This is a genomic window from Ochrobactrum sp. P6BSIII (assembly GCF_014138065.1).
Classification (GTDB): Bacteria; Pseudomonadota; Alphaproteobacteria; order Rhizobiales; family Rhizobiaceae; genus Brucella.
This window is the reverse complement of record NZ_JACGXB010000001.1, coordinates 255,457-278,557: the sequence shown is the minus strand read 5'-3', so window position 1 is coordinate 278,557 and position 23,101 is coordinate 255,457. Positions and strand designations below refer to the sequence as shown.

Below are 23,101 nucleotides of genomic sequence, written 5' to 3'. Positions count from 1 at the left end.
AGGCCGGGATTTTTCCCGGCCTTTTGTTTGACTGTTTGAGGGTAAGCCTCAGTTCTTTTCCTGCACATGGGCTTCGAGGAACCAAAGCGCCTTGTCCAGCGAGCGTGATGCGGCGGTGAAAATATCCGCCGTGTTGTCGTCGCCCGCTTCGTCCGAATCCTTGATCGATTTGCGCAACAGGTTGGCGACATCGCCATAACGTTCAATCAGCGCGCCCAGATGATCGTGAACCGCATAAATATCGGTCGGATACGGCTTCAGTTTCGTCTCCTTCACGACGATCTGGGACGTGCCATAGGCTGTGCCGCCAAGCTGAACCGCGCGTTCGGCAATGGTGTCGATGTGATCGTCGAGTTCGGTCCTGAAGCCGTCGAGCATCTCGTGCACTGCGATGAATTGCGGCCCCTTGAGGTTCCAATGCGCCTGCTTGGTGATCAGCGCAAGATCAATGGTCGCAGCCAGATTTTCGTTCAGAAGCGCGATCATGGTCGTCTTGGTATTGGAAGGAAGATCGTTGCGGGTTGCATGCGTCGACTTATTGGACATTTTATCCTCATATCCTTTGCACAATCAGGCGCGAGCGATTGGCCAGCTCGCAGCGATTGGGGAAATCGCCAGCGTGGGGGCGGTCGAAAAGACGCACAAACGGCACCGTCAAATCTGTAAAAGGCCCGTATTGCAGCAAAACTTGCTGTCGCAAAGGCAACAACAAGACCTTCCCGCACCCGGCGAGATAACGCCTGCCGGGGGATTTTGTTCCGCAGGAAATGCCGAAAATCGTAAGAACCACTGGTCTTTGAGAGTGATTTGGTGTCGGCTCATTACGGTTAGGCTTGTCGCGGGACCAATTCTCATTTACCCGGAAGTGCATGAAGATACTCGCCCTCGATACCGCCGCTTCCTACTGCGCCGCAGCCGTCTATGACGCTGGCCGCGATGTCGTTCTTGCTCAGGTCAGTGAGAATATTGGCAAGGGGCATGCAGAAGTGCTGATGGATTATGTCGGGCGTGCACTGACGGAAGCGGGCGTCACGATAAAGGATATCGACCGTGTGGCGGTGAATATCGGCCCCGGTTCTTTCACGGGCGTTCGTATTGGTGTTTCGGCGGCGCGAGGCTTTGCGCTGGCGCTCGGCTGCCCGGCCATTGGCGTGACGGCATTCGAGGCGCTGGCTAACGAGACACTTGCACGAGTGCCGGGCAAGCCGGTGACGATCCTGCTCGACGCGCATCGCGGCGAGATTTATGGGCAGACATTCGACGCTAATGGTGCTGCTCTGTCCAAGCCATCGGTTTTGTCGCGGGAAGAAGCGGAAGCCTTTGCAGGCAATGCGCCCCTCGAAACCGTGCTGGCCGGATCGGCGGCAAGATCGATTAACGAGGCTTTGGGCGGCAAGTTTGCGCTCGGTCCCATCGAACCGACCGCCGCTATTGCCACTTTCGCCCGTCTGGCAGCCACGCGCGCACCCGGTGATGCGCCGAAGCCGCTTTATATGCGCGGGCCTGATGCCAAGCCGCAGGTGGGGTTTGCATTGCCACGCAGGCAGGCCGGAGAATAGCCGATGATGGGCTTGCCATTCGGTCGCTTCGGACGCCGACAGGTTTCAGTGGAAGCTTTAAGCGCACAGGACAGCCATGCGATCCAGCGGATTCATGCCGTCGCCTTTCATCATGGCTGGAGTTCCGACGATTTTCGCTCGCTGATCGCGCAGGATACGGTTTTCGGCTTTGTCGCCCGTGCGGAAGGCAAGCCCAATGACGCCTGCGGTTTCGTGCTGGCGCGGCTGGTGGCCGGTGAGGCGGAAATCCTCACCATCGCGGTTTCACGCGACGTGCAGCGACAGGGTGTCGGCCGGGCGCTGATGGATGCGGTGTTGCGCTATCTCTATCAGGAACGGGCTGAAACACTGTTTCTCGAAGTCGATGAAGCCAATGTCGCTGCGCAGGCGCTATACCGTCGTCTCGGCTTCCAGAAGGTCGGCGATCGCCCGGCCTATTACGAAACCACCAATGGACGCTCAGCGGCGCTCGTTCTGCGGCGCGATCTGAAGAGACCGCAATGATCGGCGCGATCCGGGTCTTTCTCGTTCTCGCGGCCATGGTCATGCTGAGCCTGTCGCTGATCCCGGTCCAATATGTGTTTCTCAAGCTCAAGAATGGTTGGAAACGCAGCCTGCCCAACACATTCCACCGCATGATTGCGCGACTGTTCGGCTTTCGGGTGCGCACGGTCGGTGAAATGCATCGCGGTCGCCCGTTGTTGCTCGTCGCCAATCATACGTCCTGGAGCGACATTGTTGTTCTGTCCTCGGTCGGGCAAGTGTCCTTCATCGCCAAGTCCGAGGTGCGCAACTGGCCGATTTTCGGCATGTTTGCTGTTTTGCAGCGGACTGTTTTTGTCGAGCGCGAACGGCGCGGCAAAACCGGCGAACAAACCTCAGAAATTGCGACACGGATGAGCGAGGGGGACGCGATGGTGCTGTTTCCCGAAGGCACAACATCCGACGGCAATCGGGTCTTGCCATTCAAGACCGCTCTCTTCGGCGCTGCCCATGCGGCGATCAAGGAAGCCGGTGTGCGGGAAGTACTGGTCCAGCCGGTCGCCATCGCCTATACCGGCGTGCATGGCATGGCCATGGGGCGTTACTTTCGCCCGATTGCCTCCTGGCCCGGCGATGTCGAGCTGATGCCGCATCTGAAAGGCATCCTGCGCGAAGGCGCCATTGATGTTGAAATCCGCTTCGGCGAGCCGATGGTTGTTACGGCAGCCACAGACCGCAAGATGCTGGCCCGCACCATGGAAGGCCGGGTGAGGGCGCTATTGCAAAGTGGGCTTCTGGGCCGCGAGATTGCCGACGATTAGTGCGCGACTTTGCGCCCGAAAATGCGATAGCGAAAAAGCCGTTCAGTTTGTCACCTTCCAATGCGGCGACAAAAGCTGTAGATAGCCCCGCATGAGCGAAAACATCACCGATATTGTGCCAGCGGCAGAACACGCCGATACGCGTCCAAATGCACGCAAGGTTTTTGTCAAAACCTACGGCTGCCAGATGAATGTGTATGACAGCCAGCGCATGGCCGACAGCCTTGCAGCGGAAGGCTATGTCGCGACCGATACGCCGGATGATGCCGATCTGGTGCTGCTGAACACCTGCCATATTCGCGAGAAAGCGTCGGAGAAGCTCTATTCTGCGCTGGGACGCCTGCGCAAGATGAAGGACGCGCGCGAAGCCAATGGCAAGGAATTGACCATCGGTGTTGCAGGTTGCGTGGCACAGGCCGAAGGGCATGAAATTCTGCGCCGTGCGCCGAATGTCGATCTGGTGATTGGACCGCAGACCTATCATCGCCTGCCCAATGCACTGGCGCGTGTTCGGGGCGGCGAAAAGGTTGTCGAGACTGAATATGCGCTTGAAGACAAGTTCGAGCATCTGCCGTCGCCGAAGCGTGAAGAAACCCGCAAGCGCGGCGTTTCCGCTTTTCTGACGGTGCAGGAAGGTTGCGACAAGTTCTGCACCTTCTGCGTGGTGCCCTATACGCGTGGCTCTGAAGTCTCGCGCAGCGTCAGGCAGATCGTGGCGGAAGCTGAACGCCTTGCCGATAGCGGTGTTCGGGAACTGACCCTGCTCGGCCAGAACGTCAATGCCTGGCATGGCGAGGGCGACGATGGCCGCGAATGGGGGCTGGGCGAATTGCTGTTCCGCCTCGCACGCATTCCGGGCGTGGCGCGCCTGCGTTACACGACCAGCCATCCACGCGATATGGATGACAGTCTGATCGCTGCCCATCGCGACCTGCGCCAGCTGATGCCTTATCTGCATCTGCCGGTACAGTCCGGCTCGGACCGTATTCTCAAGGCGATGAACCGCCGTCACAAGGCGGACGAATATCGACGCCTGATCGAGCGCATCCGTGAGGTGCGTCCGGATATGGCGCTGTCGGGCGATTTCATTGTCGGTTTCCCTGGCGAAACCGATCAGGATTTCGAGGATACGATGCAGCTGGTGCGCGACGTCAATTATGCGCAGGCCTATTCGTTCAAATATTCGCCGCGACCCGGCACGCCCGGCGCGGATCTGCCTGATCATGTGGAAGAAGCGGTGAAGGACGAGCGGCTCCAGCGCCTTCAGGCTTTGCTGTCGGAACAGCAATATGCGTTCCAGGAATCCATGATCGGTCGCGAGATGGACGTGCTGTTGGAAAAGCCCGGCCGTCAGTCAGGACAGATGGTGGGACGTTCACCTTGGCTCCTCCCGGTGATCATCGACGACAACAATGATCAGGTCGGCGAAATTATTCATGTGAAAATCACCTCCACTGGGACCAATAGCCTTATTGCGCAAAAACTGGCGTGAAGGCATGATACCGTACAGGCAGATGTTTCGGCGCTTGAGTCTCGCGCCGATAATCCTGTCGGGCCGATGATCCCGTCGGAACTGTGATTGCAATGCGTGAACTCTTGAGGAGATACGGTTGAGCGCCACGGAAAAGCTGAGACCTGCCAAGCCAACCACTCTAACGCAAAAAAGCCCGACTACCGGGGCCTCGGATATGGCCCATATCGTGCTCACTTTCGAGAACAACCGCCTGGCCAGTGCGCTTTACGGTCAGTTCGACGAAAATCTGGCACGTATCGAGCAAAAACTCGGTGTCGATGTTCGCTCCAAGGGCAACCAACTCTCGATCCGGGGCGAACCAACCGCGACCGAACAGGCGCGCCGCACGCTCGATCATCTTTATGAAACCGTACAGAAAGGTCATGAGCTGACGGCATCGGATGTCGATGGCGCCTTGCGCATGGCCATAGCGGCTGATGATCAGCTGGATCTGCCGACGATGGAAAACAAGGGCAAGCTATCCGCCGCCCAGATTTCCACGCGTAAGAAGACGATCTTCGCGCGCACGCCGACACAGGACGCCTATATGCGGGCGCTCGACCGTTCCGAACTGGTGTTCGGTGTCGGTCCCGCCGGTACGGGCAAAACCTATCTGGCCGTCGCCCATGCAGCCATGTTGCTGGAACGCGGTTTGGTGGAGCGGATCATCCTTTCCCGCCCGGCTGTTGAAGCGGGGGAACGCCTGGGCTTTCTGCCGGGCGACATGAAGGAAAAGGTCGATCCCTACCTGCGTCCGCTCTATGACGCGCTTTACGATATGATGCCCGCCGACAAGGTCGAGCGTGCCATCACCGCAGGCGTCATTGAAATCGCGCCGCTGGCCTTCATGCGCGGGCGCACGCTGGCCCATTCGGCAGTCATTCTCGATGAAGCGCAGAACACGACATCCATGCAGATGAAAATGTTCCTGACGCGTCTCGGTGAAGGATCGCGGATGATCGTGACGGGCGATCCAAGCCAGATCGATCTTCCACCCGGTCAGAAATCCGGGCTTGTCGAAGCGCTTCGCGTGCTGGACGATGTGGAAAGCGTCATCAAGGTGCGGTTCACTCAGAAAGACGTAGTGCGACATCCGCTGGTGGCGGCAATCGTCAACGCCTATGACCGCGATGCCAAGACGCATGTCCAGCAGCCGGTTCGTCCGGAATAGGGGCCAAGGACTTGTAATTGGTCGTCAGAATGACGATCTAAAAAATGCTGTCTGCCTTTTTGGGGCAGACGGCTTTCGAACAACTGAAAGGACGAAGCGGCTTGCTGTCAGGGGAAGCCGTCGCAGAACGTGTCAGACAACGCGATCCATATCGATATAGCAATCGAAGCCGGCAACTGGCCGGATGAAACAACACTTGAAGGACTTGTCAGAAAGTCTGTCGAGGCGGCATGGGCCAATCTTGGCCTCAAGAATGCCGACAGCGAATTGAGCGTCGTCTTTACCGACGATGCGTCTATTCAGGAGCTGAACGCCGAATGGCGCGGCAAGGACAAGCCCACCAATGTGTTGTCGTTTCCTGCTTTTCCCGTCAAGGCCGGAGCCCAGCCGGGACCGATGCTGGGCGATATCGTTATCGCTCGCGAAACCGTAGAGCGTGAAGTGGTTGAAGAAGGCAAGCCTCTCGACCATCACCTCTCACACCTTGTCGTGCATGGATTCCTGCATCTTTTGGGATACGATCATGAAACCGACGAGGAAGCAGAAGAAATGGAGCGCCGCGAGCGCGAAATTCTTCATGCTATTGCCATCCCCGACCCTTATGCTGTATCCGAAGAGACCATTAACAACGATTGACCATGGCTGATCAAACCTCACAACCTCCGTCCGCTGGCGAGAATCGCAGCGAGACCCAAGACGCCGAAGGGCAAAGTACGCAGCGGCCTGTAGCGGCCGAAAAGCGCTCCCTTCTGTCAAATATTTTCCCTTTCATCCGCTCGCGACAGCAATCTTCCTTGCGTGAAGATTTGGCCGATGCCCTGTCCAGTACGACGAGCGAACAGGATTCCGCATTCTCGCCCGAAGAAAAGGCGATGCTGCATAACATCCTGCGCCTGCGTGAAATTCGCGTCGAAGACGTGATGATTCCGCGTGCGGATGTCGAGGCGGTGGAAATTTCCACACCGCTCTGGGAAGTGCTGGAACTCTTTGAGGAATCCGGTCACTCCCGTATGCCGGTCTATGCCGAAACGCTGGATGATCCGCGTGGCATGATCCATATCCGCGATGTTCTGAATTTCATCACGCGTCAGGCGCGCCAGAAAACGCGCCGCCGCACGACGGCCAAGACGCCCGCGACGGCAACGCCGCCGAAATTCGATATGAGCCGCATTGATCTCACCAAGACGATTGGCGAGCTTAACCTCATGCGCAAGGTGCTGTTCGTGCCGCCGTCGATGATGGCAAGCGGCCTGATGGCTCGCATGCAGGCAACCCATATCCAGATGGCGCTGGTCATCGACGAATATGGCGGCACCGATGGTCTCGTCTCTCTAGAAGACATCGTCGAAATGGTTGTTGGCGATATTGAAGACGAGCATGACGACGAAGAAATCATGATCGCCGAGGAAGCCGATGGCGTATTCGTTGTCGATGCGCGCGCCGATCTGGACGAATTCGCGGCAAAGATTGGCCCCTCTTTCGAGGTGGGCGAACATGGCGAGGATGTCGACACGGTCGGCGGCCTGATATTCTCGGTTCTTGGCCGGATTCCTGTCCGTGGTGAGGTCGTGCAGGCCGTGCCGGGCTATGAATTCCATGTGCTGGAAGTCGATCCGCGCCGCGTGAAGAAGGTACGCATTGTGCCGCTTTCCGCTGCCGACCGCCGCAGGCAGCAGCGCGCTGTCGTCACCACCAAGCCTGAAGAGCAGTCACCGGCCACGGCCGAAGACGCTGAAACCTTCAAAGAGGCCTGATGATCGAAAGGCTTGCGGGCAGGATCATTCTTTCTAGCGGCTGGCGTCGTGCGCTGGCCGCTTTTTTGAGTGGCGCCTTCGCGACGCTGACCCAGCCGCCTTTCGATCTCTTCATTGCCGGTTTTGTTTCCTTCCCGATCCTCGTCTGGCTGATCGACGGCGCTTTGGCGCGTGCCGATGCAGGCCCGATCCGTCGCGTTCTGCCCGCGGCAATGGTCGGCTGGTGGTTCGGCTTCGGCTATTTCGTCTCCGGTCTCTGGTGGATCGGGACCGCCCTTCTGGTTGATGCAGACCAGTTTGCCTGGGCCCTGCCGCTGGCCGTTTTGGGCCTGCCTGCCTTTCTGGCGATTTTCTACGCTTTCGCGACCATGGTCGCGCGCATCTTCTGGTCCGACGGATTAGGACGTATTTTCGCGCTCGCTTTTGGTTTTGCGCTTGCGGAATGGTTGCGCACGTTCCTGCTGACCGGTTTTCCATGGAATGCCATCGGCTATGCAGCCATGCCGGTGCCGGTGCTGATGCAATCGGTCGCCGTGGTCGGTCTTGTCGGGATGAGCGCTCTGGCTGTGTTCATCTTTGCATCGCCTGCATTGCTAATCGGTGGACGATTGGCAAAGAGCGGTATCGTTCTGGCCATTCTTCTGGCCGCAGCCCATGTCGGCTTTGGCGTGTGGACCCTGTCGCATGCGCCCGCCATCGGTGATGAGAAGGGCACGGTCAATATCCGTATTGTGCAGCCCTCCATCCCACAGAGCATGAAATGGGACAATGCCGAACGGCGCTCGATCTTCGACAAGCTGATTGCCCTGACGGCTCAAGCACCTGCCGACGGCAAGCCGAAGCCTGATATCATCATCTGGCCCGAAACGGCGGTGCCCTATATTCTGACATTGACCCCGGACGCGCTCGCGCTGATTGGCAATACATTGCAGGACGGCCAGGTGCTGCTGACCGGCGCCGTGCGCGAAGAGAAGGCGGCAGGCAATGGCGAGCCGCGTTATTATAATTCCATCTATACGATCAATGATCGGGGCGAGATTACGGATGCTGCCGACAAGGTGCATCTTGTTCCGTTCGGCGAATATCTGCCGTTCGAAACCTTTCTGCGTGGTCTGGGGCTTCAGGAAGTGGTGGAAATGCCCGGTGGCTTTACCGCCGGTTCCTCGCGGCGTCTTTTGAATGTCCGGCCGGGCCAGACTTTCCTGCCGCTTATTTGCTACGAAGCGATTTTCCCGGACGAGCTTGGTTTTTCTGGCTCGCAAGCAGGCGCTCCCAATGCCGTGGTCCCCAATGCCATTGTCAATGTCACGAATGATGGCTGGTATGGTGACACGCCGGGGCCTTACCAACATTTCAGGCAGGCGCAGGTTCGTGCGGTGGAGCAGGGCTTACCGCTGGTGCGCGCGGCCAATAACGGCCTTTCGGCGGTAACGGATTCCTACGGTCGAATCACTGAAGGGCTGGCGCTGGACGTCGTCGGGGTGGTTGATGCTTCCCTACCGTCAGCTCGTGCTCCATTTTGGGGCACCGCTCCCGGATCGAAACAGACGATATCGATCCTGTTAACCTTACTCTTTGTCAACGCTGCTTTCAGGGTGTCATTCCGTAGGCGTTTTCATTGACACGGCAATTTTGTTAAGATGTTATACCGGCGCGGTGACGGTTCCCACGTGCGAAGTCGTGCGAAACGCGTCAGACTACCTCCCACAACGTGATGTTATCCCTGTTCAGATGAACAGTACATGAATGAAAGCTCGCAGCCGCGAGGAGTGACAGCTGTATGATTGAGAATAAAAAGAAGCCCAACCCAATCGACGTACATGTCGGCAGCCGCATTCGTCTCCGCCGCAACATGCTGGGCCTCAGTCAAGAAAAGCTCGGCGAGAATCTGGGCATCACGTTTCAGCAGATTCAAAAATACGAGAAGGGCACCAATCGCGTCGGCGCCAGCCGCCTTCAGGCGATCTCGGCCATTCTCAATGTTCCGGTTTCCTTTTTCTTCGAAGATGCACCGGGATCGAACCCTGTCGGCCAGGAAGGTTTTGCGGAAGACAATGAAGCAACCTATGTGGTCGATTTCCTGAATTCCAACGAAGGCGTTCAGCTCACCCGCGCGTTCACGAAGATTTCAGATCCGAAAGTACGCCGGAAAATCATCGATCTGGTGAAGTCGCTCGCAGCAGACGCCGAGTAAGCAACCCACTGTTACCCCCTGCATTTTGGCGGTTTATTCGCCTTTTTCCCCTTTTGGCGTAGGCTTTGCGGTTTTGGGAATGAATTTTTCCGGCTGCGTCCCGTCGCGATACGAAAATGCATTGACGGTTTGATCCTAACTTCGCTAACACTTTGACGCGCCCGGAAAGTTCCGGGCGCTACTGTGTTTCCTAGGCGGAGATGTTCTCCGTTGGATTTTCAAGAGGGGTTACCCGTGTCGCGCAGTTCTTATCTCTTCACCAGCGAATCTGTGTCTGAAGGACACCCGGACAAGGTTTGCGACCGCATCTCCGATGAAATCGTCGACATGATCTACAAGGAAGCCCGTCGTTCTGGCGTGGATCCGTGGTCTGTCCGTGTTGCCTGCGAAACGCTTGCCACCACCAATCGCGTGGTGATTGCCGGCGAAGTGCGCGTACCGGAGACTTTCCTGAAGAAGAACAAGGACGGCTCGATCGCCAAGGATGCCGCTGGCCATCCGCTGATCAATCCTGCCCGCTTCCGTTCGGCAGCGCGCAAGGCGATCCGTGAAATCGGCTACGAACAGGACGGCTTTCACTGGAAGACGGTGAAGATCGACGTGCTTCTGCATCCGCAGTCTGCCGATATCGCGCAGGGCGTGGACAATGCTGCCGACCGTCAGGGCGAAGAAGGTGCTGGCGATCAGGGCATCATGTTCGGCTATGCTTGCCGCGAAACCCCGGATCTGATGCCTGCCCCGATCTATTACTCGCATAAGATTCTCGAAAAGCTGTCCGAAGCGCGCCATAAGGGCGAAGGCGATGCGGGCAAGCTTGGCCCGGACGCCAAGAGCCAGGTTACGGTGCGTTACGAAAACGGCAAGGCTGCTGAAGTTACGCAGATCGTGCTCTCGACGCAGCATCTGGATGCCAGCTGGGATTCCAAGAAGGTTCGCTCGGTTGTCGAGCCTTATATCCGTGATGCGCTGGGCGAGCTGCCGATTGCAGCCACCTGCAACTGGTACATCAACCCGACCGGCAAATTCGTCATTGGCGGCCCGGACGGTGACGCAGGCCTGACCGGCCGCAAGATCATTGTCGACACCTATGGCGGTGCGGCTCCGCATGGCGGCGGCGCATTCTCCGGCAAGGACACGACCAAGGTCGACCGTTCGGCTGCTTATGCTGCGCGTTATCTGGCCAAGAATGTCGTGGCGGCTAATCTTGCCGACCGCTGCACGATCCAGCTTTCCTACGCTATTGGCGTTGCACAGCCGCTTTCGGTCTATGTCGATCTGCACGGTACGGGCAAGGTTGCGGAAGCCGCTGTTGAAGAAGCGCTGCGTGAAGTGATGGACCTGTCGCCGACCGGTATCCGCAAGCATCTCGATCTCAACAAGCCGATCTATGCCAAGACCTCGTCTTACGGTCATTTTGGCCGCAAGCCGGGCCGTGACGGTTCTTTCTCCTGGGAGAAGACCGATCTTACCAAGGCATTGAAGGCATCTGTTGCCTAAATCTTGGAGCGTTGTGCGTCCTTTTGGGCGTACAACGAGACCAAAAGTTGCATCACAGATCGCTTGGCGTTATGTGTCCGGGCAAATTTCAGAGAGCGCGATTTCAAATCGCGCTCTCTGCTTGTGTTGTTAAGCTGCATTTGCAGGCCGACGGATAAAACATGACAGAAGAAACCCATCCTCTGCGCGGTGCCGGAAACTTTTTTGGCCGTCGTCACGGCAAGCCGCTGCGCAGCCATCAGCGGAACCTGTTCGAGGAGCTGCTGCCCGAGCTGAAGATCGACCTCGCCAAGCCTGCCCCGCAGGATCTGCGCGCGCTGTTCCCTGTGCCGGTTGACGCCGTGCGCATGGAAATCGGCTTTGGCGGCGGCGAACATCTGCATCATGAAACGGGCCGCTATCCGCAGACGGGTTTCATCGGCGTCGAGCCTTTCGTTAATGGTATGGCCAAAATGCTGGCGGCGCTCGATCAGGAGCCGCGTCCCAATATGCGGCTTTACGATGAAGACGCGACGGCGGTTCTCGACTGGCTGCCGGATGCCTCTTTGTCCGGTATCGACCTGTTCTATCCTGACCCTTGGCACAAGCGTCGCCATTGGAAGCGCCGTTTTGTCAGCGATGCCAATCTGGATCGCTTCGCCCGCGTTTTGAAACCCGGCGCAAAATTCCGCTTCGCTTCGGATATCGAGCATTATGTGAACTGGACGCTACAGCATTGCCGTCGTCACGATGCTTTTGACTGGCAGGCGGAAGGACCGTCGGACTGGAATGACGCCTATGAAGGTTGGCCGGGCACGCGTTATGAGGCCAAGGCCTTCCGCGAGGGCCGCAAGGCTGCCTATCTGACATTTATCAGGCGTTGAATTTCTAGAGCAGTCCGATCAAAACGGCATCGTGGAGCTGCTCTATCTATCTGTTTTTAAGCATTATCCTACGCAAAACTGCTGCGCATTTTTGCTGGAAATGCTCTACGGAAGCGGGACTTGAAAAAATCCGCTTCCGCTGGTATATAACTCTCAAATTCTTGGTCGAACGAACAAGAGTGGGTCCGTCCGGTCCCGCTCTTTTTTGTTACTTAGACCTAGGAAACAGAGGTTTTTCGACCCCTTTGAGAGGTTTAGAGTTGACGGAACAGGTTCAGGCAAACGAAGCAGAGACGCCGGAAGTGGCTGTGGATGAGCGCATCATTCGCGAAACGGGCATCGATGCGAAAGTGGCAGGCATTATTGAGCCAGTGCTCAATACGCTGGGCTTTCGTCTTGTGCGCGTGCGTCTTTCCGGTCTCAACGGCCAGACCTTGCAGATCATGGCCGAACGTCCCGACGGCACGATGACCGTTGACGATTGCGAGCTGGTCAGCCGCACCGTCGCGCCGGTGCTCGATGTCGAGGACCCGATCAGCGGCAAGTATCATCTGGAAATTTCGTCGCCGGGCATCGATCGCCCGCTGGTGCGCAAGTCGGATTTCGCCGATTGGGCAGGCCATATTGCCAAGGTGGAAACCTCCATCGTGCATGAAGGCCGCAAGAAGTTCCGCGGTCGTATCGTGCTGGGCGATGCCGAGACAGTCGTGATCGAAAGCGATCAGGTGTCTTACGGCAACGAACCGGTCGTGCGCATTCCCTTCGACGTGATTTCGGATGCGCGTCTGGTCCTGACCGACGATCTGATCCGCGATGCGCTGCGCAAGGACAAGGCCCTTCGCGAAGGCCGCATTCCTGGAGACGATTTGGGAGCCGATCTGGGCGATGCGCCGGAAGAAGCGACGACAGAAGATACGGCTGAAGAGAAATAAGCCGACGAAACAAGTTTCAGGCATTCGGCGCAAGGAGAAGCCGGGTGCGACACCAAGGAGAGACCTATGGCAGTCAGTGCTAACAGGCTGGAGCTTCTGCAGATCGCCGATGCGGTCGCACGCGAGAAGTCGATTGACCGCGAGATCGTTCTTGCGGCCATGGCCGATGCGATCCAGAAGGCAGCGCGTTCGCGTTATGGTCAGGAAAGCAACATCCGCGCCGACATCAATGCGAAGTCGGGCGAGATCAAGCTTCAGCGTCTGCTCGAAGTGGTTGAGAATGTCGAAGACTACGCCACGCAGATTTCGCTGTTCACCGCACGTGACCGCAACCCGGATGCGCAGATCGGCGACTTCATTGCTGATCAGCTGCCGCCAATGGATTTCGGCCGTATCGCTGCCCAGTCGGCCAAGCAGGTCATCGTGCAGAAAGTGCGCGAAGCCGAGCGTGACCGCCAGTATGACGAATACAAGGATCGCGTTGGCGAAATCGTCAACGGCACCGTGAAGCGCGTCGAATACGGCAATGTGATCGTCGATCTGGGTCGTGGCGAAGCCATCGTGCGCCGCGACGAACTGATCCCGCGTGAAGCTTTCCGTTATGGCGACCGTATCCGCGCCTATGTTTACGACGTGCGTCGTGAACAGCGCGGCCCGCAGATTTTCCTGTCGCGCACCCATCCGCAGTTCATGGCGAAGCTCTTCACCATGGAAGTGCCGGAAATCTACGACGGCATTATCGAGATCAAGTCGGTAGCCCGTGATCCGGGTTCGCGCGCCAAGATCGCAGTGGTTTCGCGCGATGCGTCCATCGACCCGGTCGGCGCCTGCGTTGGTATGCGCGGTTCGCGTGTTCAGGCAGTTGTTGCCGAACTTCAGGGCGAAAAGATCGACATCATTCCGTGGTCGCCGGATGCGGCTTCCTTCATCGTCAACGCGCTTCAGCCTGCTGAAGTTGCCAAGGTTGTTCTCGATGAAGATGCGGAACGTATTGAAGTTGTCGTCCCGAATGACCAACTATCACTAGCGATCGGTCGTCGCGGCCAGAATGTCCGCCTCGCATCGCAGCTCACCGGTTGGGACATCGACATTCTGACGGAGGACGAAGAGTCCGAACGTCGTCAGAAGGAATTCACCGAGCGTTCGAACCTGTTCATGGAAGCCCTGGACGTCGACGAAATGGTCGGTCAGGTTCTTGCTTCCGAAGGCTTCGCCTCGATTGAAGAACTGGCTTATGTCGAGCCGGGTGAAATTGCATCCATCGATGGTTTCGATGACGATACGGCTTCTGAAATCCAGCAGCGTGCTCGTGAATATCTGGATCGCCTCGAAGGTGAACTGGATGCGCGCCGCAAGGAACTGGGCGTCGAAGACGAACTTCGCGAACTGCCGAACCTGACGACCGCCATGCTGGTTGCCGTCGGTGAAGACGGTGTGAAGTCGATCGAAGACTTTGCCGGTTACGCTGTTGATGACCTCGTCGGCTGGCGTGAGCGCAAGGATGGCGACACCGTCACCCATAGCGGCATTCTCTCGTCTTTCGATGTTTCGCGCGTCGATGCCGAACAGATGATCCTGACTGCCCGCCTCAAGGCTGGCTGGATCACGGAAGAAGAGCTGGCAGCTGCCGCTCAGGAAGAAGCCGAAGCGGAAGTCGAGGCTGAAGCCGGTGAAGAAGAAGCTGCTTCGTAAGAAGCGCTGAGAAGTTCTGGGGCCGCACGGGTTCTTACGTCTGAAGCAATTCAGGAGTAAGCTGTGCGGCCTTGAGCATCTCCAGCAAAAGTGCGAAGCGGTTTTGCGCCCGGAGATGCGGAAAGACAAACAAGGGAGCGGTTCAATGAAATTGAAACCGCTCCAACAATTGATGCGATGCCGAAAACGGGTCTCATTTACCAGATTCGGTAAGGCAGATCGGGTTTCAGTGGGCTTTCCGCGACGTTTCGGGTTGTGGCGAGGCCCCGGCTCTGGTACAGCGCCACGCGTTGCATTCGATATGTCCGGCGGGGTAACAAACCGCCCGATTTGAGAACAATGCGGCGGAAGCGTTGCCAGTTTTGAAGTTGAGTACAAGTCCGTATACGGCAGAGCGGGAGTTTGCGTGGAGCAGGATATGAATGACAGAACCTGTATCGTCACGCGCGAAAGCGGTTCTGCCGATGACATGATCCGCTTTGTTGCAGGGCCAGACGGTTCCGTCGTGCCGGACTTGAAAAGAAACCTGCCGGGCAGGGGATGCTGGGTCAAGGCCGAGCGCCGTCTGGTGGATGAGGCGATCAAGCGCAAGCTTTTTGCGCGGGCGCTGAAGGAAGGCGTGAAGCCGCAGGATGATCTTGGCGCGCTGGTAGACCAGCTGCTGACAAAATCCGCCCTGGGCAGTCTCGCTTTGGCGCGCAAGGCTGGCGCGGTGGTAACGGGCTCGACCAAGGTGGATCAGGCGATCCGCACGGGCACGGCGGCCATGGTGCTGCATGCGCAGGAAGCCGCAGCGGATGGTGTGCGCAAGCTCGATCAGGCCCGGCGCGCCGTGGTGCATCTTGATGGCCCCGATATCCCTGCCTTCACCCTTTTTACGGGAGAAGAAATGGATTTGGCATTTGGGGGCGGAAATGTGATACATGCAGCCGTGCTTGAAGGAAAGGCGGCTGTCGGGTTCGTAAAGCGGGCGCAATTGCTGCATCGCTATCGCGGTGAAAGCGCAACGGATTCGAATTAGAGCGTAATCTTGCCGAGGCTGGCAGGCCTCATACCGGATTATGCGTTGAGTGGATGACTGGAGCATTATCCAACCCGACTGGGTCGCGTTGGATAATGCTCGAGTAGAGCGGCCGGAGCCGCGAAGGAAACGGAACGTAATGAGCGATAACACAAACGACGACAAGACGCTGGGCGTCACCCCTAAGAAGACCCTGACCATGAAGCGGCCAGGCGTTGAGCAGAGCACCGTGCGCCAGAATTTCAGCCACGGCCGCACCAAGGCTGTCGTCGTTGAAACCAAGAAGCGCAAGTTCTCACGGCCAGACGACAAGCCGGAAGTGGAAGCAGCGGCTCCCAAGCCTGTTGTAGCCGCTCCTGCTGCGCCGACGCCTCAGCCGAAGGCACCGGCAGCACCAGCTGCTGCTGCTCCGGTGGCGAAGCCGCATGTTGCGCAGCAACAGCAGCGCCCCGTGCAGCAGCGTCCCAACCAGCAGGCACCGCGTCCGCGCCCGACCGATCGCTCCGGCATGGTGCTGAACACGCTGTCGCGCTCCGAAATGGACGCACGCCGCCGCGCGCTTGAAGAAGCGCAGGTGCGTGAAGTCGAAGAACGCGCACGTGCGGTTGAAGAAGCCAAGCGTCGCGCCGAAGAAGATGCACGCCGCGCCAAGGAGCGTGAAGAATCCGCACGCCGTCAGGCTGAGGAAGAAGCGCGTCTCAAGGCTGAAGCCGAAGCACGTCGCAAGGCCGAGGAAGAAGCTGCCAAGCGCGTTCCACAGCCGGAAGCACGTGGCGAGCAGCGCGCCGAGCGTCCTGAACGCCGCGACGATTCGCGTGGCGCACCGCAGGGCAATCGTCCGCAGCACGCTGGCCGTCCGCAGCAGGGCAATCGTCCGCAGTCGGGTGCACCGCGTCCGGCTCCGTCGCTTGCAGAAGCCGCTCCTGGACCGGGTAAGCCGCTCCCGCAGAGCCAGCTTCGCAGGCCTGGCCAGTCCGGCGATGATGATGATCGTCGTGGCAGCAGCCCAACCGCTGCTCGTCGTGGCACGCCCGCCAAGCCGGACGCTCGCGCCCCGAAGGTGGTCAAGACCGAAGACGATCGTCGTCGTGGCAAGCTGACGATCTCCAGCAATCTGGAAGACGAAGGTCGTTCGCGTTCGCTGTCGGCCATGCGTCGCCGTCAGGAAAAGTTCAAGCGTTCGCAGATGCAGGAAACTCGCGAGAAAATCTCTCGCGAAGTGACCGTGCCTGAAACCATCACGCTTCAGGAACTCGCACAGCGTATGACCGAGCGTTCGGTCGACATCATCAAGTACCTGATGAAACAGGGCCAGATGATGAAGCCGGGCGACGTGATCGATGCCGATATGGCGCAGCTGATTGCTGAAGAATTCGGCCACACCGTCAAGCGCGTTGCGGAATCGGACGTTGAAGAAGGTATCTTTGACGTTGCTGACGATCAGGCAGCACTGGTTTCGCGTCCTCCGGTCGTGACCATCATGGGTCACGTCGACCACGGCAAGACGTCGCTCCTCGATGCGATCCGTCACGCCAACGTGGTGTCGGGCGAAGCCGGTGGTATCACCCAGCATATCGGTGCTTATCAGGTCGAACAGAACGGCCAGAAGATTACCTTCATCGATACGCCGGGCCACGCTGCCTTTACCGCAATGCGTGCCCGTGGTGCGCAGGCGACCGACATTGCCATTCTGGTGGTTGCCGCTGACGACAGCGTGATGCCGCAGACGATTGAATCGATCAACCATGCCAAGGCGGCTGGTGTTCCGATCATTGTTGCGATCAACAAGATCGACAAGCCATCTGCCGATCCGCAGAAGGTTCGTACTGCCCTGTTGCAGCACGATGTCTTCGTGGAATCGATGGGCGGTGAAGTGCTCGACGTCGAAGTTTCGGCCAAGAACAAGATCAACCTCGACAAGCTGCTTGAAGCGGTTCTGTTGCAGGCTGAAATCCTTGATCTCAAGGCAGATCCGAAGCGTACGGCTGAAGGCGTTGTCATTGAAGCCCAGCTTGATCGTGGCCGTGGTTCGGTCGCAACCGTTCTGGTTCAGAAGGGTACGCTGCATCCGGGTGATATTATCGCTGCTGGTAACGAATGGGGCCGCGTGCGCGCTCTGGTCAACGACCGTGGCGAACACGTCAAGGAAGCAGGACCTGCTATGCCGGTTGAAGTCCTTGGTCTCCAGGGTACGCCGCAGGCAGGCGATCGCTTCGCAGTTGTTGCCAACGAAGCCAAGGCTCGTGAAATTGCTGATTATCGCCAGCGCCTTGCTCGCGATAAGGCTGTTGCCCGTCAGACTGGTCAGCGCGGCTCGCTTGAGCAGATGATGAGCCAGCTTCAGGTGAATGGCCTGAAGGAATTCCCGCTCGTCATCAAGGGTGACGTGCAGGGTTCCGTCGAAGCAATCATTACGGCTCTCGACAAGCTTGGCACCGACGAAGTGCGTGCACGCATCGTCCATTCGGGAGCAGGCGGTATCACGGAAAGCGACGTGTCGCTGGCCGAAGCCTCTAATGCAGCAATCATCGGCTTCAACGTTCGTGCCAACAAGCAGGCGCGCGACGCTGCCGAACAGCAGGGCACTGAAATTCGCTACTACAACATCATCTACGATCTGATCGAAGATGTGAAAGCAGCGATGTCGGGTCTTCTGTCGCCAGAACGCCGTGAAACCTTCATCGGTAATGCTGAGATTCTTGAAGTCTTCAACATCACCAAGGTTGGTAAGGTTGCCGGTTGCCGTGTTATCGACGGCAAGGTTGAACGTGGTGCAGGCGTTCGCCTCATCCGCGACAACGTGGTCATCCACGAAGGCAAGCTCAAGACGCTCAAGCGCTTCAAGGACGAAGTGCAGGAAGTGCCGATGGGCCAGGAATGCGGTATGGCGTTCGAAAACTACGACGACATTCGCGCAGGCGACACGATCGAAGCGTTCCGCGTCGAACATATTACGCGCACGCTCTAACAACTACTTGCCGGATCGCCCAACAGGGGCGGTCCGGCTTTTTATTGCCCGGTTCCGAGGGTCTGACTCCCATCTGAATTGTGGTAAGTTACGCCCATAATTTTCAAGTCATGCGGTCGGACAGTCTGAGAGACTGGACGCCGGTTGATGGCTGTTTATCGAGGATATAGCTATGGCACGTTCTCCGGACCCAAAAGGCTCAGGCGGCCTTTCCCAGCGCCAGCTTCGCGTTGGCGAACAGGTGCGCCACGCATTGGCGCAATTGCTCCAGCGCGGTGAAATCCGTGACGATCTGATCGAGCGCACCGTCATTTCCGTTTCGGAAGTGCGCATGTCGCCCGACCTGAAGATCGCCACCTGTTACATCATGCCGCTTGGCAATGTTGATCCGCAAGCAATCGTCAAGGCATTGGCCGCAAACGCGAAATTCATTCGTGGTCGCATGGCGCCGGTCCTTGGCCAGATGAAATACATGCCGGAGTTCCGCTTCCGCTCCGACACGAGTTTCGACAATTTTTCGAAGATCGACGCCCTTCTGCGTTCGCCGGAAGTGGCGCGTGATCTTTCGCATGACGATGAAGACGCTGGTGAGGATGAAACCTCCCGCAATGGAGACGAATAAAGCATGGCAAGACGGGGTAAGAAAAAAGGCCGTCCGGTTTCCGGTTGGGTTATTTTCGACAAGCCGAAAGGTATGGGATCGACCGAAGCGGTCTCGAAGATCAAGTGGCTGTTCAATGCCGAGAAGGCCGGCCATGCCGGTACGCTCGACCCGCTCGCATCCGGCATGCTGCCGATTGCTCTGGGTGAAGCCACCAAGACCGTGCCTTATGTCATGGACGGAACTAAGGTCTATCGTTTCACGGTGACCTGGGGCGAAGAACGCTCGACCGACGACCTGGAAGGTCAGGCGACCAAGACCTCCGACAAGCGCCCGTCGCGTGAAGAGGTCGAAGCCCTGCTGCCAAACTACACCGGTCTCATTTCGCAGATTCCGCCGCAGTTCTCCGCCATCAAGATCGACGGCGAACGCGCCTATGATCTTGCCCGCGAAGGCGAAACGGTGGAGATTCCGGCGCGCGAGGTCGAGATCGATCGACTGGAGATCGTCGAATTCCACGACGACAACCGCACATCATTCGAAGTCGAGTGCTCCAAGGGCACCTATGTGCGCTCGCTGGCGCGCGATATGGGCCGCGATCTTGGCTGCTTCGGCCATATTTCCGAACTGCGCCGCATCGAAGTCGCTCCGTTCACGGAAGAAGATTTCGTCACGCTGACGGAACTGGAAGCCGTCTGGCCGCCGCTGCCGCCGAAGGACGAGGATGGCAACGCGGTCGAGCCTGCTCCGCGTCGCGATTTTTCCGGCCTCGATGCTCTGGTGATCGATACTGGCGCAGCGCTCGATTGCCTGCCGCAGATTCCGCTGACCGAGGAACAGGCGCAGCGTGTTCGCCTCGGCAATCCGGTCATCCTGCGTGGTCGCGATGCCCCGCTGGAAGCCGATGAAGCCTGCGTCACCGCGCGCGGAAAACTGCTCGCTATTGGCTATATCGAGCATGGTCAGTTCAAGCCGAAGCGTGTTTTCACAGCTAACTAAAAAGTCTTCGCAATTGCCGGGGCATATTTGATGCTGGCATTCTTGCCGTTTTTGCACTATATGCCCCATCAGCGATCATGCAGAAATGCAGATCAGATCGTGTAAGTTGGCCCGCGCTGGACGACATCCCGGCCTGGGCGTCTGGTTTTCCTCTCATCAAGAAAGGGTTTACGATGTCGATTACTGCTGAGCGTAAGCAAGCACTTATCAAGGAATACGCCACCAAGGAAGGTGACACCGGTTCTCCTGAAGTTCAGGTTGCCGTTCTTTCCGAGCGTATCGCCAACCTCACCGAACACTTCAAGGGCCACAAGAATGACAATCATTCGCGTCGCGGTCTTCTGAAGCTGGTTTCGCAGCGCCGTCGTCTTCTTGACTATGTCAAGGGCGTGGACGCAGCGCGCTACCAGGCGCTGATCGGCCGTCTCGGCCTGCGCCGCTAACGGTAAATCGGGCGACGTCACAAGCGTCGCCCGTTTGATTTGAGCATTCTGAGGAAGAGCGGATAGCCGCTTTCCAAAAGAGAATGCGAGAGTATCGGGCGAATGCCCACTGGCATGAGACGGCGCACAAGGTGCATTCCGTCATGCCGATGACGAGCCATAAGGCTCATGACCTGGACCAGTCATGGGGCAGGATTGCAGGTAGTTCGGCGGGTATGATCCCGAAAAGTTGCAGACTTTTCGCATGAGAGAATACCCGGGAAAAGTATGATCCCGAAAAGTGGGAACCGGTTTTCGGATAAGATCATACTATCAATCTGAGCTTCCCGTTGTCTTGCCCGTGGCCTGTCCGCCAACCCGGGAGATGCCTTAGCGCTTTGCGCGGCGTCTCCATATGAGGACAAGATATGTTCAATACCCACAAAGTGGAAATCGAATGGGGCGGTCGTCCGCTCACGCTCGAAACCGGCAAGATCGCCCGTCAGGCTGACGGCGCTGTTCTGGCAACCTATGGCGAAACCGTCGTTCTGGCGACTGTCGTTTCTGCCAAGGAACCAAAGCCAGGTCAGGATTTCTTCCCGCTGACCGTCAACTATCAGGAAAAGACCTACGCTGCCGGCAAGATTCCTGGCGGCTACTTCAAGCGTGAAGGCCGTCCGAGCGAAAACGAAACCCTCGTTTCGCGCCTGATCGACCGCCCGATCCGCCCGCTCTTCGTTGATGGCTACAAGAACGACACGCAGGTTGTTCTGACTGTTGTTCAGCACGACCTCGAAAACAACCCCGACGTTCTGTCGATGGTTGCAGCTTCCGCAGCACTGACCATTTCCGGCGTTCCTTTCATGGGCCCGATCGGCGGCGCACGCGTTGGCTACATCAACGGCGAATATGTCCTGAACCCGAATATCGACGAAATGCCGGAATCGAAGCTCGATCTGGTTGTTGCCGGTACTGCCGACGCAGTGCTGATGGTCGAATCGGAAGCGCAGGAACTTTCCGAAGAAGTCATGCTCGGCGCTGTTGTGTTCGGCCAGAAGGGCTTCCAGCCGGTAATCGACGCGATCATCAAGCTCGCTGAAGTTGCTGCCAAGGAACCACGTGATTTCCAGCCGGAAGATCTGTCGGATCTCGAAGCCAAGGTGCTCGCCGTTATCGAAAACGACCTGCGCGACGCTTACAAGATCACCGAAAAGCAGGCTCGTTACGTTGCTGTTGACGCTGCAAAGGCCAAGGCGAAGGCTCACTTCTTCCCGGAAGGCGTTGAAGAGCCGGAAATGTCGCCTGAGCAGTTCGCGACCATTTTCAAGCATCTGCAGGCCAAGATTGTTCGCTGGAACATTCTGGACACCGGCAGCCGCATTGACGGCCGCGATCTGAAGACCGTTCGTGCAATCGTTTCGGAAGTTGGCCTTCTGCCGCGCACCCACGGTTCGGCGCTGTTCACCCGTGGTGAAACGCAGGCTATCGTTGTTGCCACGCTCGGCACCGGCGAAGACGAGCAGATGATCGATGCCCTGACCGGCACCTACAAAGAATCCTTCATGCTGCATTACAACTTCCCGCCATACTCGGTCGGTGAAACCGGTCGTATGGGTTCGCCAGGCCGTCGTGAAGTTGGTCATGGCAAGCTCGCATGGCGCGCTATCCATCCGATGCTGCCTGCTGCCGACCAGTTCCCTTACACGATCCGTTCGGTTTCCGAGATCACCGAATCCAACGGTTCGTCCTCGATGGCGACCGTTTGCGGCACCTCGCTGGCTCTGATGGACGCAGGCGTTCCGCTCGCACGTCCGGTTGCCGGTATCGCCATGGGCCTGATCAAGGAAGGCGACCGTTATGCTGTCCTGTCCGACATCCTCGGCGACGAAGATCACCTCGGCGACATGGACTTCAAGGTAGCCGGTACTGACAACGGCATCACCGCACTTCAGATGGACATCAAGATCGACGGTATCACCGAAGAGATCATGAAGGTCGCTCTGGAGCAGGCCAAGGGCGGTCGCGTTCACATTCTCGGCGAAATGGCGAAGGCTCTGTCGACGTCGCGTGACGAACTCGGCGAATTCGCTCCGCGCATCGAAGTGATGAACATTCCGACCGACAAGATCCGTGACGTTATCGGTTCGGGCGGCAAGGTCATCCGCGAAATCGTGGAAAAGACCGGCGCCAAGATCAACATCGAAGACGACGGTACGGTGAAGATCGCTTCGTCGAACGGCAAGGAAATCGAAGCCGCCAAGAAGTGGATCCACTCGATTGTTGCTGAGCCGGAAGTCGGCGAAATCTACGAAGGTACGGTCGTCAAGACCGCTGACTTCGGCGCTTTCGTGAACTTCTTCGGCCCGCGTGACGGTCTGGTTCATATCTCGCAGCTCGCTTCCGACCGCGTTGCCAAGACCACCGATGTGGTTAAGGAAGGCCAGAAGGTCTGGGTCAAGCTCATGGGCTTCGACGAACGCGGCAAGGTTCGCCTGTCGATGAAGGTCGTCGATCAGGAAACGGGCAAGGAAATTGTCCAGGAAAAGAAGGCAGAAGCAGACGCTGAATAAGCTTTGCATCTTCTTTGAAATCGAAAAGCGCGCCTCTGGGC

Annotated in this window: 20 protein-coding genes; 19 read left to right on the top strand and 1 reads right to left on the bottom strand. The window is 57.9% G+C overall.

Annotated elements, in window-relative coordinates:
• Positions 1-48: 48 nt before the first annotated feature.
• Complete coding sequence (dps, locus tag FHW00_RS01230; RefSeq protein WP_078337706.1) at positions 49-546, bottom strand: DNA starvation/stationary phase protection protein Dps; 498 nt, start codon at positions 544-546, stop codon at positions 49-51.
• Positions 547-869: 323 nt separating this feature from the next.
• On the opposite strand from dps, the gene tsaB reads away from it, so the two are divergent.
• The 19 genes from tsaB (at position 870) to pnp (ending at position 23,060) form a co-directional block, all read left to right on the top strand.
• Entirely contained in the window at positions 870-1,559 is a 690-nt protein-coding gene (gene tsaB, locus FHW00_RS01225; RefSeq protein WP_078337707.1) for a tRNA (adenosine(37)-N6)-threonylcarbamoyltransferase complex dimerization subunit type 1 TsaB, read from the top strand.
• Positions 1,560-1,562: 3 nt separating this feature from the next.
• Positions 1,563-2,063 carry a ribosomal protein S18-alanine N-acetyltransferase gene (gene rimI / locus FHW00_RS01220; protein WP_078337708.1) on the top strand — a complete coding sequence of 167 codons (501 nt, stop codon included), beginning with the start codon at positions 1,563-1,565 and terminating at the stop codon, positions 2,061-2,063.
• On the top strand, positions 2,060-2,863 hold the full coding sequence (locus tag FHW00_RS01215; RefSeq protein ID WP_078337709.1) for a lysophospholipid acyltransferase family protein: 804 nt from the start codon (positions 2,060-2,062) through the stop codon (positions 2,861-2,863). The genes rimI and FHW00_RS01215 overlap by 4 nt, the downstream gene beginning before the upstream one ends.
• Positions 2,864-2,954: 91 nt before the next feature.
• Positions 2,955-4,355: a tRNA (N6-isopentenyl adenosine(37)-C2)-methylthiotransferase MiaB gene (gene miaB, locus FHW00_RS01210; protein WP_078337710.1), complete on the top strand. Its 1,401-nt coding sequence runs from the start codon at positions 2,955-2,957 to the stop codon at positions 4,353-4,355.
• A 118-nt stretch (positions 4,356-4,473) separates the two neighbouring features.
• Complete coding sequence (locus tag FHW00_RS01205; RefSeq protein ID WP_171058692.1) at positions 4,474-5,547, top strand: PhoH family protein; 1,074 nt, start codon at positions 4,474-4,476, stop codon at positions 5,545-5,547.
• Positions 5,548-5,676: 129 nt separating this feature from the next.
• On the top strand, positions 5,677-6,183 hold the full coding sequence (gene ybeY / locus FHW00_RS01200; RefSeq protein ID WP_078337713.1) for an rRNA maturation RNase YbeY: 507 nt from the start codon (positions 5,677-5,679) through the stop codon (positions 6,181-6,183).
• Positions 6,184-6,185: 2 nt separating this feature from the next.
• Entirely contained in the window at positions 6,186-7,301 is a 1,116-nt protein-coding gene (locus FHW00_RS01195; protein ID WP_078337714.1) for a hemolysin family protein, read from the top strand.
• Complete coding sequence (gene lnt / locus FHW00_RS01190) at positions 7,301-8,923, top strand: apolipoprotein N-acyltransferase (RefSeq protein WP_078337716.1); 1,623 nt, start codon at positions 7,301-7,303, stop codon at positions 8,921-8,923. Before FHW00_RS01195 ends, lnt begins: the two co-directional genes overlap by 1 nt.
• Before the next feature lie 158 nt (positions 8,924-9,081).
• The gene (locus FHW00_RS01185; protein WP_078337717.1) at positions 9,082-9,495 is read left to right on the top strand and encodes a helix-turn-helix domain-containing protein; all 414 of its coding nucleotides are present in this window, start codon (positions 9,082-9,084) and stop codon (positions 9,493-9,495) included.
• A 234-nt stretch (positions 9,496-9,729) separates the two neighbouring features.
• On the top strand, positions 9,730-10,992 hold the full coding sequence (gene metK, locus FHW00_RS01180) for a methionine adenosyltransferase (RefSeq protein ID WP_078337720.1): 1,263 nt from the start codon (positions 9,730-9,732) through the stop codon (positions 10,990-10,992).
• Between the two features lie 161 nt (positions 10,993-11,153).
• Entirely contained in the window at positions 11,154-11,855 is a 702-nt protein-coding gene (trmB, locus tag FHW00_RS01175; RefSeq protein ID WP_078337721.1) for a tRNA (guanine(46)-N(7))-methyltransferase TrmB, read from the top strand.
• Between the two features lie 260 nt (positions 11,856-12,115).
• Positions 12,116-12,787 carry a ribosome maturation factor RimP gene (rimP, locus tag FHW00_RS01170; RefSeq protein WP_078337723.1) on the top strand — a complete coding sequence of 224 codons (672 nt, stop codon included), beginning with the start codon at positions 12,116-12,118 and terminating at the stop codon, positions 12,785-12,787.
• Between the two features lie 66 nt (positions 12,788-12,853).
• Complete coding sequence (gene nusA, locus FHW00_RS01165; protein ID WP_078337725.1) at positions 12,854-14,479, top strand: transcription termination factor NusA; 1,626 nt, start codon at positions 12,854-12,856, stop codon at positions 14,477-14,479.
• Positions 14,480-14,897: 418 nt separating this feature from the next.
• Positions 14,898-15,500 (top strand): RNA-binding protein, encoded by a 603-nt coding sequence (locus tag FHW00_RS01160; RefSeq protein ID WP_078337726.1) that lies wholly within the window; start codon positions 14,898-14,900, stop codon positions 15,498-15,500.
• A 139-nt stretch (positions 15,501-15,639) separates the two neighbouring features.
• Positions 15,640-18,468 (top strand): translation initiation factor IF-2, encoded by a 2,829-nt coding sequence (gene infB / locus FHW00_RS01155; protein WP_078337727.1) that lies wholly within the window; start codon positions 15,640-15,642, stop codon positions 18,466-18,468.
• A 172-nt stretch (positions 18,469-18,640) separates the two neighbouring features.
• The gene (gene rbfA / locus FHW00_RS01150; RefSeq protein ID WP_078337729.1) at positions 18,641-19,090 is read left to right on the top strand and encodes a 30S ribosome-binding factor RbfA; all 450 of its coding nucleotides are present in this window, start codon (positions 18,641-18,643) and stop codon (positions 19,088-19,090) included.
• Between the two features lie 3 nt (positions 19,091-19,093).
• Complete coding sequence (gene truB / locus FHW00_RS01145) at positions 19,094-20,068, top strand: tRNA pseudouridine(55) synthase TruB (protein WP_078337731.1); 975 nt, start codon at positions 19,094-19,096, stop codon at positions 20,066-20,068.
• A gap of 173 nt (positions 20,069-20,241) precedes the next feature.
• On the top strand, positions 20,242-20,511 hold the full coding sequence (gene rpsO, locus FHW00_RS01140; RefSeq protein WP_078337732.1) for a 30S ribosomal protein S15: 270 nt from the start codon (positions 20,242-20,244) through the stop codon (positions 20,509-20,511).
• Between the two features lie 407 nt (positions 20,512-20,918).
• Entirely contained in the window at positions 20,919-23,060 is a 2,142-nt protein-coding gene (pnp, locus tag FHW00_RS01135) for a polyribonucleotide nucleotidyltransferase (RefSeq protein ID WP_078337733.1), read from the top strand.
• Positions 23,061-23,101: the final 41 nt, after the last annotated feature.

What these genes read in the sequence shown, in the direction of transcription:
- dps (WP_078337706.1), bottom strand. Translation starts at nt 546, where the DNA reads ATGTCCAATAAGTCGACGCATGCAACCCGCAACGATCTTCCTTCCAAT.
- tsaB (WP_078337707.1), top strand. Translation starts at nt 870, where the DNA reads ATGAAGATACTCGCCCTCGATACCGCCGCTTCCTACTGCGCCGCAGCC.
- rimI (WP_078337708.1), top strand. Translation starts at nt 1,563, where the DNA reads ATGATGGGCTTGCCATTCGGTCGCTTCGGACGCCGACAGGTTTCAGTG.
- FHW00_RS01215 (WP_078337709.1), top strand. Translation starts at nt 2,060, where the DNA reads ATGATCGGCGCGATCCGGGTCTTTCTCGTTCTCGCGGCCATGGTCATG.
- miaB (WP_078337710.1), top strand. Translation starts at nt 2,955, where the DNA reads ATGAGCGAAAACATCACCGATATTGTGCCAGCGGCAGAACACGCCGAT.
- FHW00_RS01195 (WP_078337714.1), top strand. Translation starts at nt 6,186, where the DNA reads ATGGCTGATCAAACCTCACAACCTCCGTCCGCTGGCGAGAATCGCAGC.
- lnt (WP_078337716.1), top strand. Translation starts at nt 7,301, where the DNA reads ATGATCGAAAGGCTTGCGGGCAGGATCATTCTTTCTAGCGGCTGGCGT.
- FHW00_RS01185 (WP_078337717.1), top strand. Translation starts at nt 9,082, where the DNA reads ATGATTGAGAATAAAAAGAAGCCCAACCCAATCGACGTACATGTCGGC.
- trmB (WP_078337721.1), top strand. Translation starts at nt 11,154, where the DNA reads ATGACAGAAGAAACCCATCCTCTGCGCGGTGCCGGAAACTTTTTTGGC.
- nusA (WP_078337725.1), top strand. Translation starts at nt 12,854, where the DNA reads ATGGCAGTCAGTGCTAACAGGCTGGAGCTTCTGCAGATCGCCGATGCG.
- FHW00_RS01160 (WP_078337726.1), top strand. Translation starts at nt 14,898, where the DNA reads ATGAATGACAGAACCTGTATCGTCACGCGCGAAAGCGGTTCTGCCGAT.
- infB (WP_078337727.1), top strand. Translation starts at nt 15,640, where the DNA reads ATGAGCGATAACACAAACGACGACAAGACGCTGGGCGTCACCCCTAAG.
- rbfA (WP_078337729.1), top strand. Translation starts at nt 18,641, where the DNA reads ATGGCACGTTCTCCGGACCCAAAAGGCTCAGGCGGCCTTTCCCAGCGC.
- truB (WP_078337731.1), top strand. Translation starts at nt 19,094, where the DNA reads ATGGCAAGACGGGGTAAGAAAAAAGGCCGTCCGGTTTCCGGTTGGGTT.
- rpsO (WP_078337732.1), top strand. Translation starts at nt 20,242, where the DNA reads ATGTCGATTACTGCTGAGCGTAAGCAAGCACTTATCAAGGAATACGCC.
- pnp (WP_078337733.1), top strand. Translation starts at nt 20,919, where the DNA reads ATGTTCAATACCCACAAAGTGGAAATCGAATGGGGCGGTCGTCCGCTC.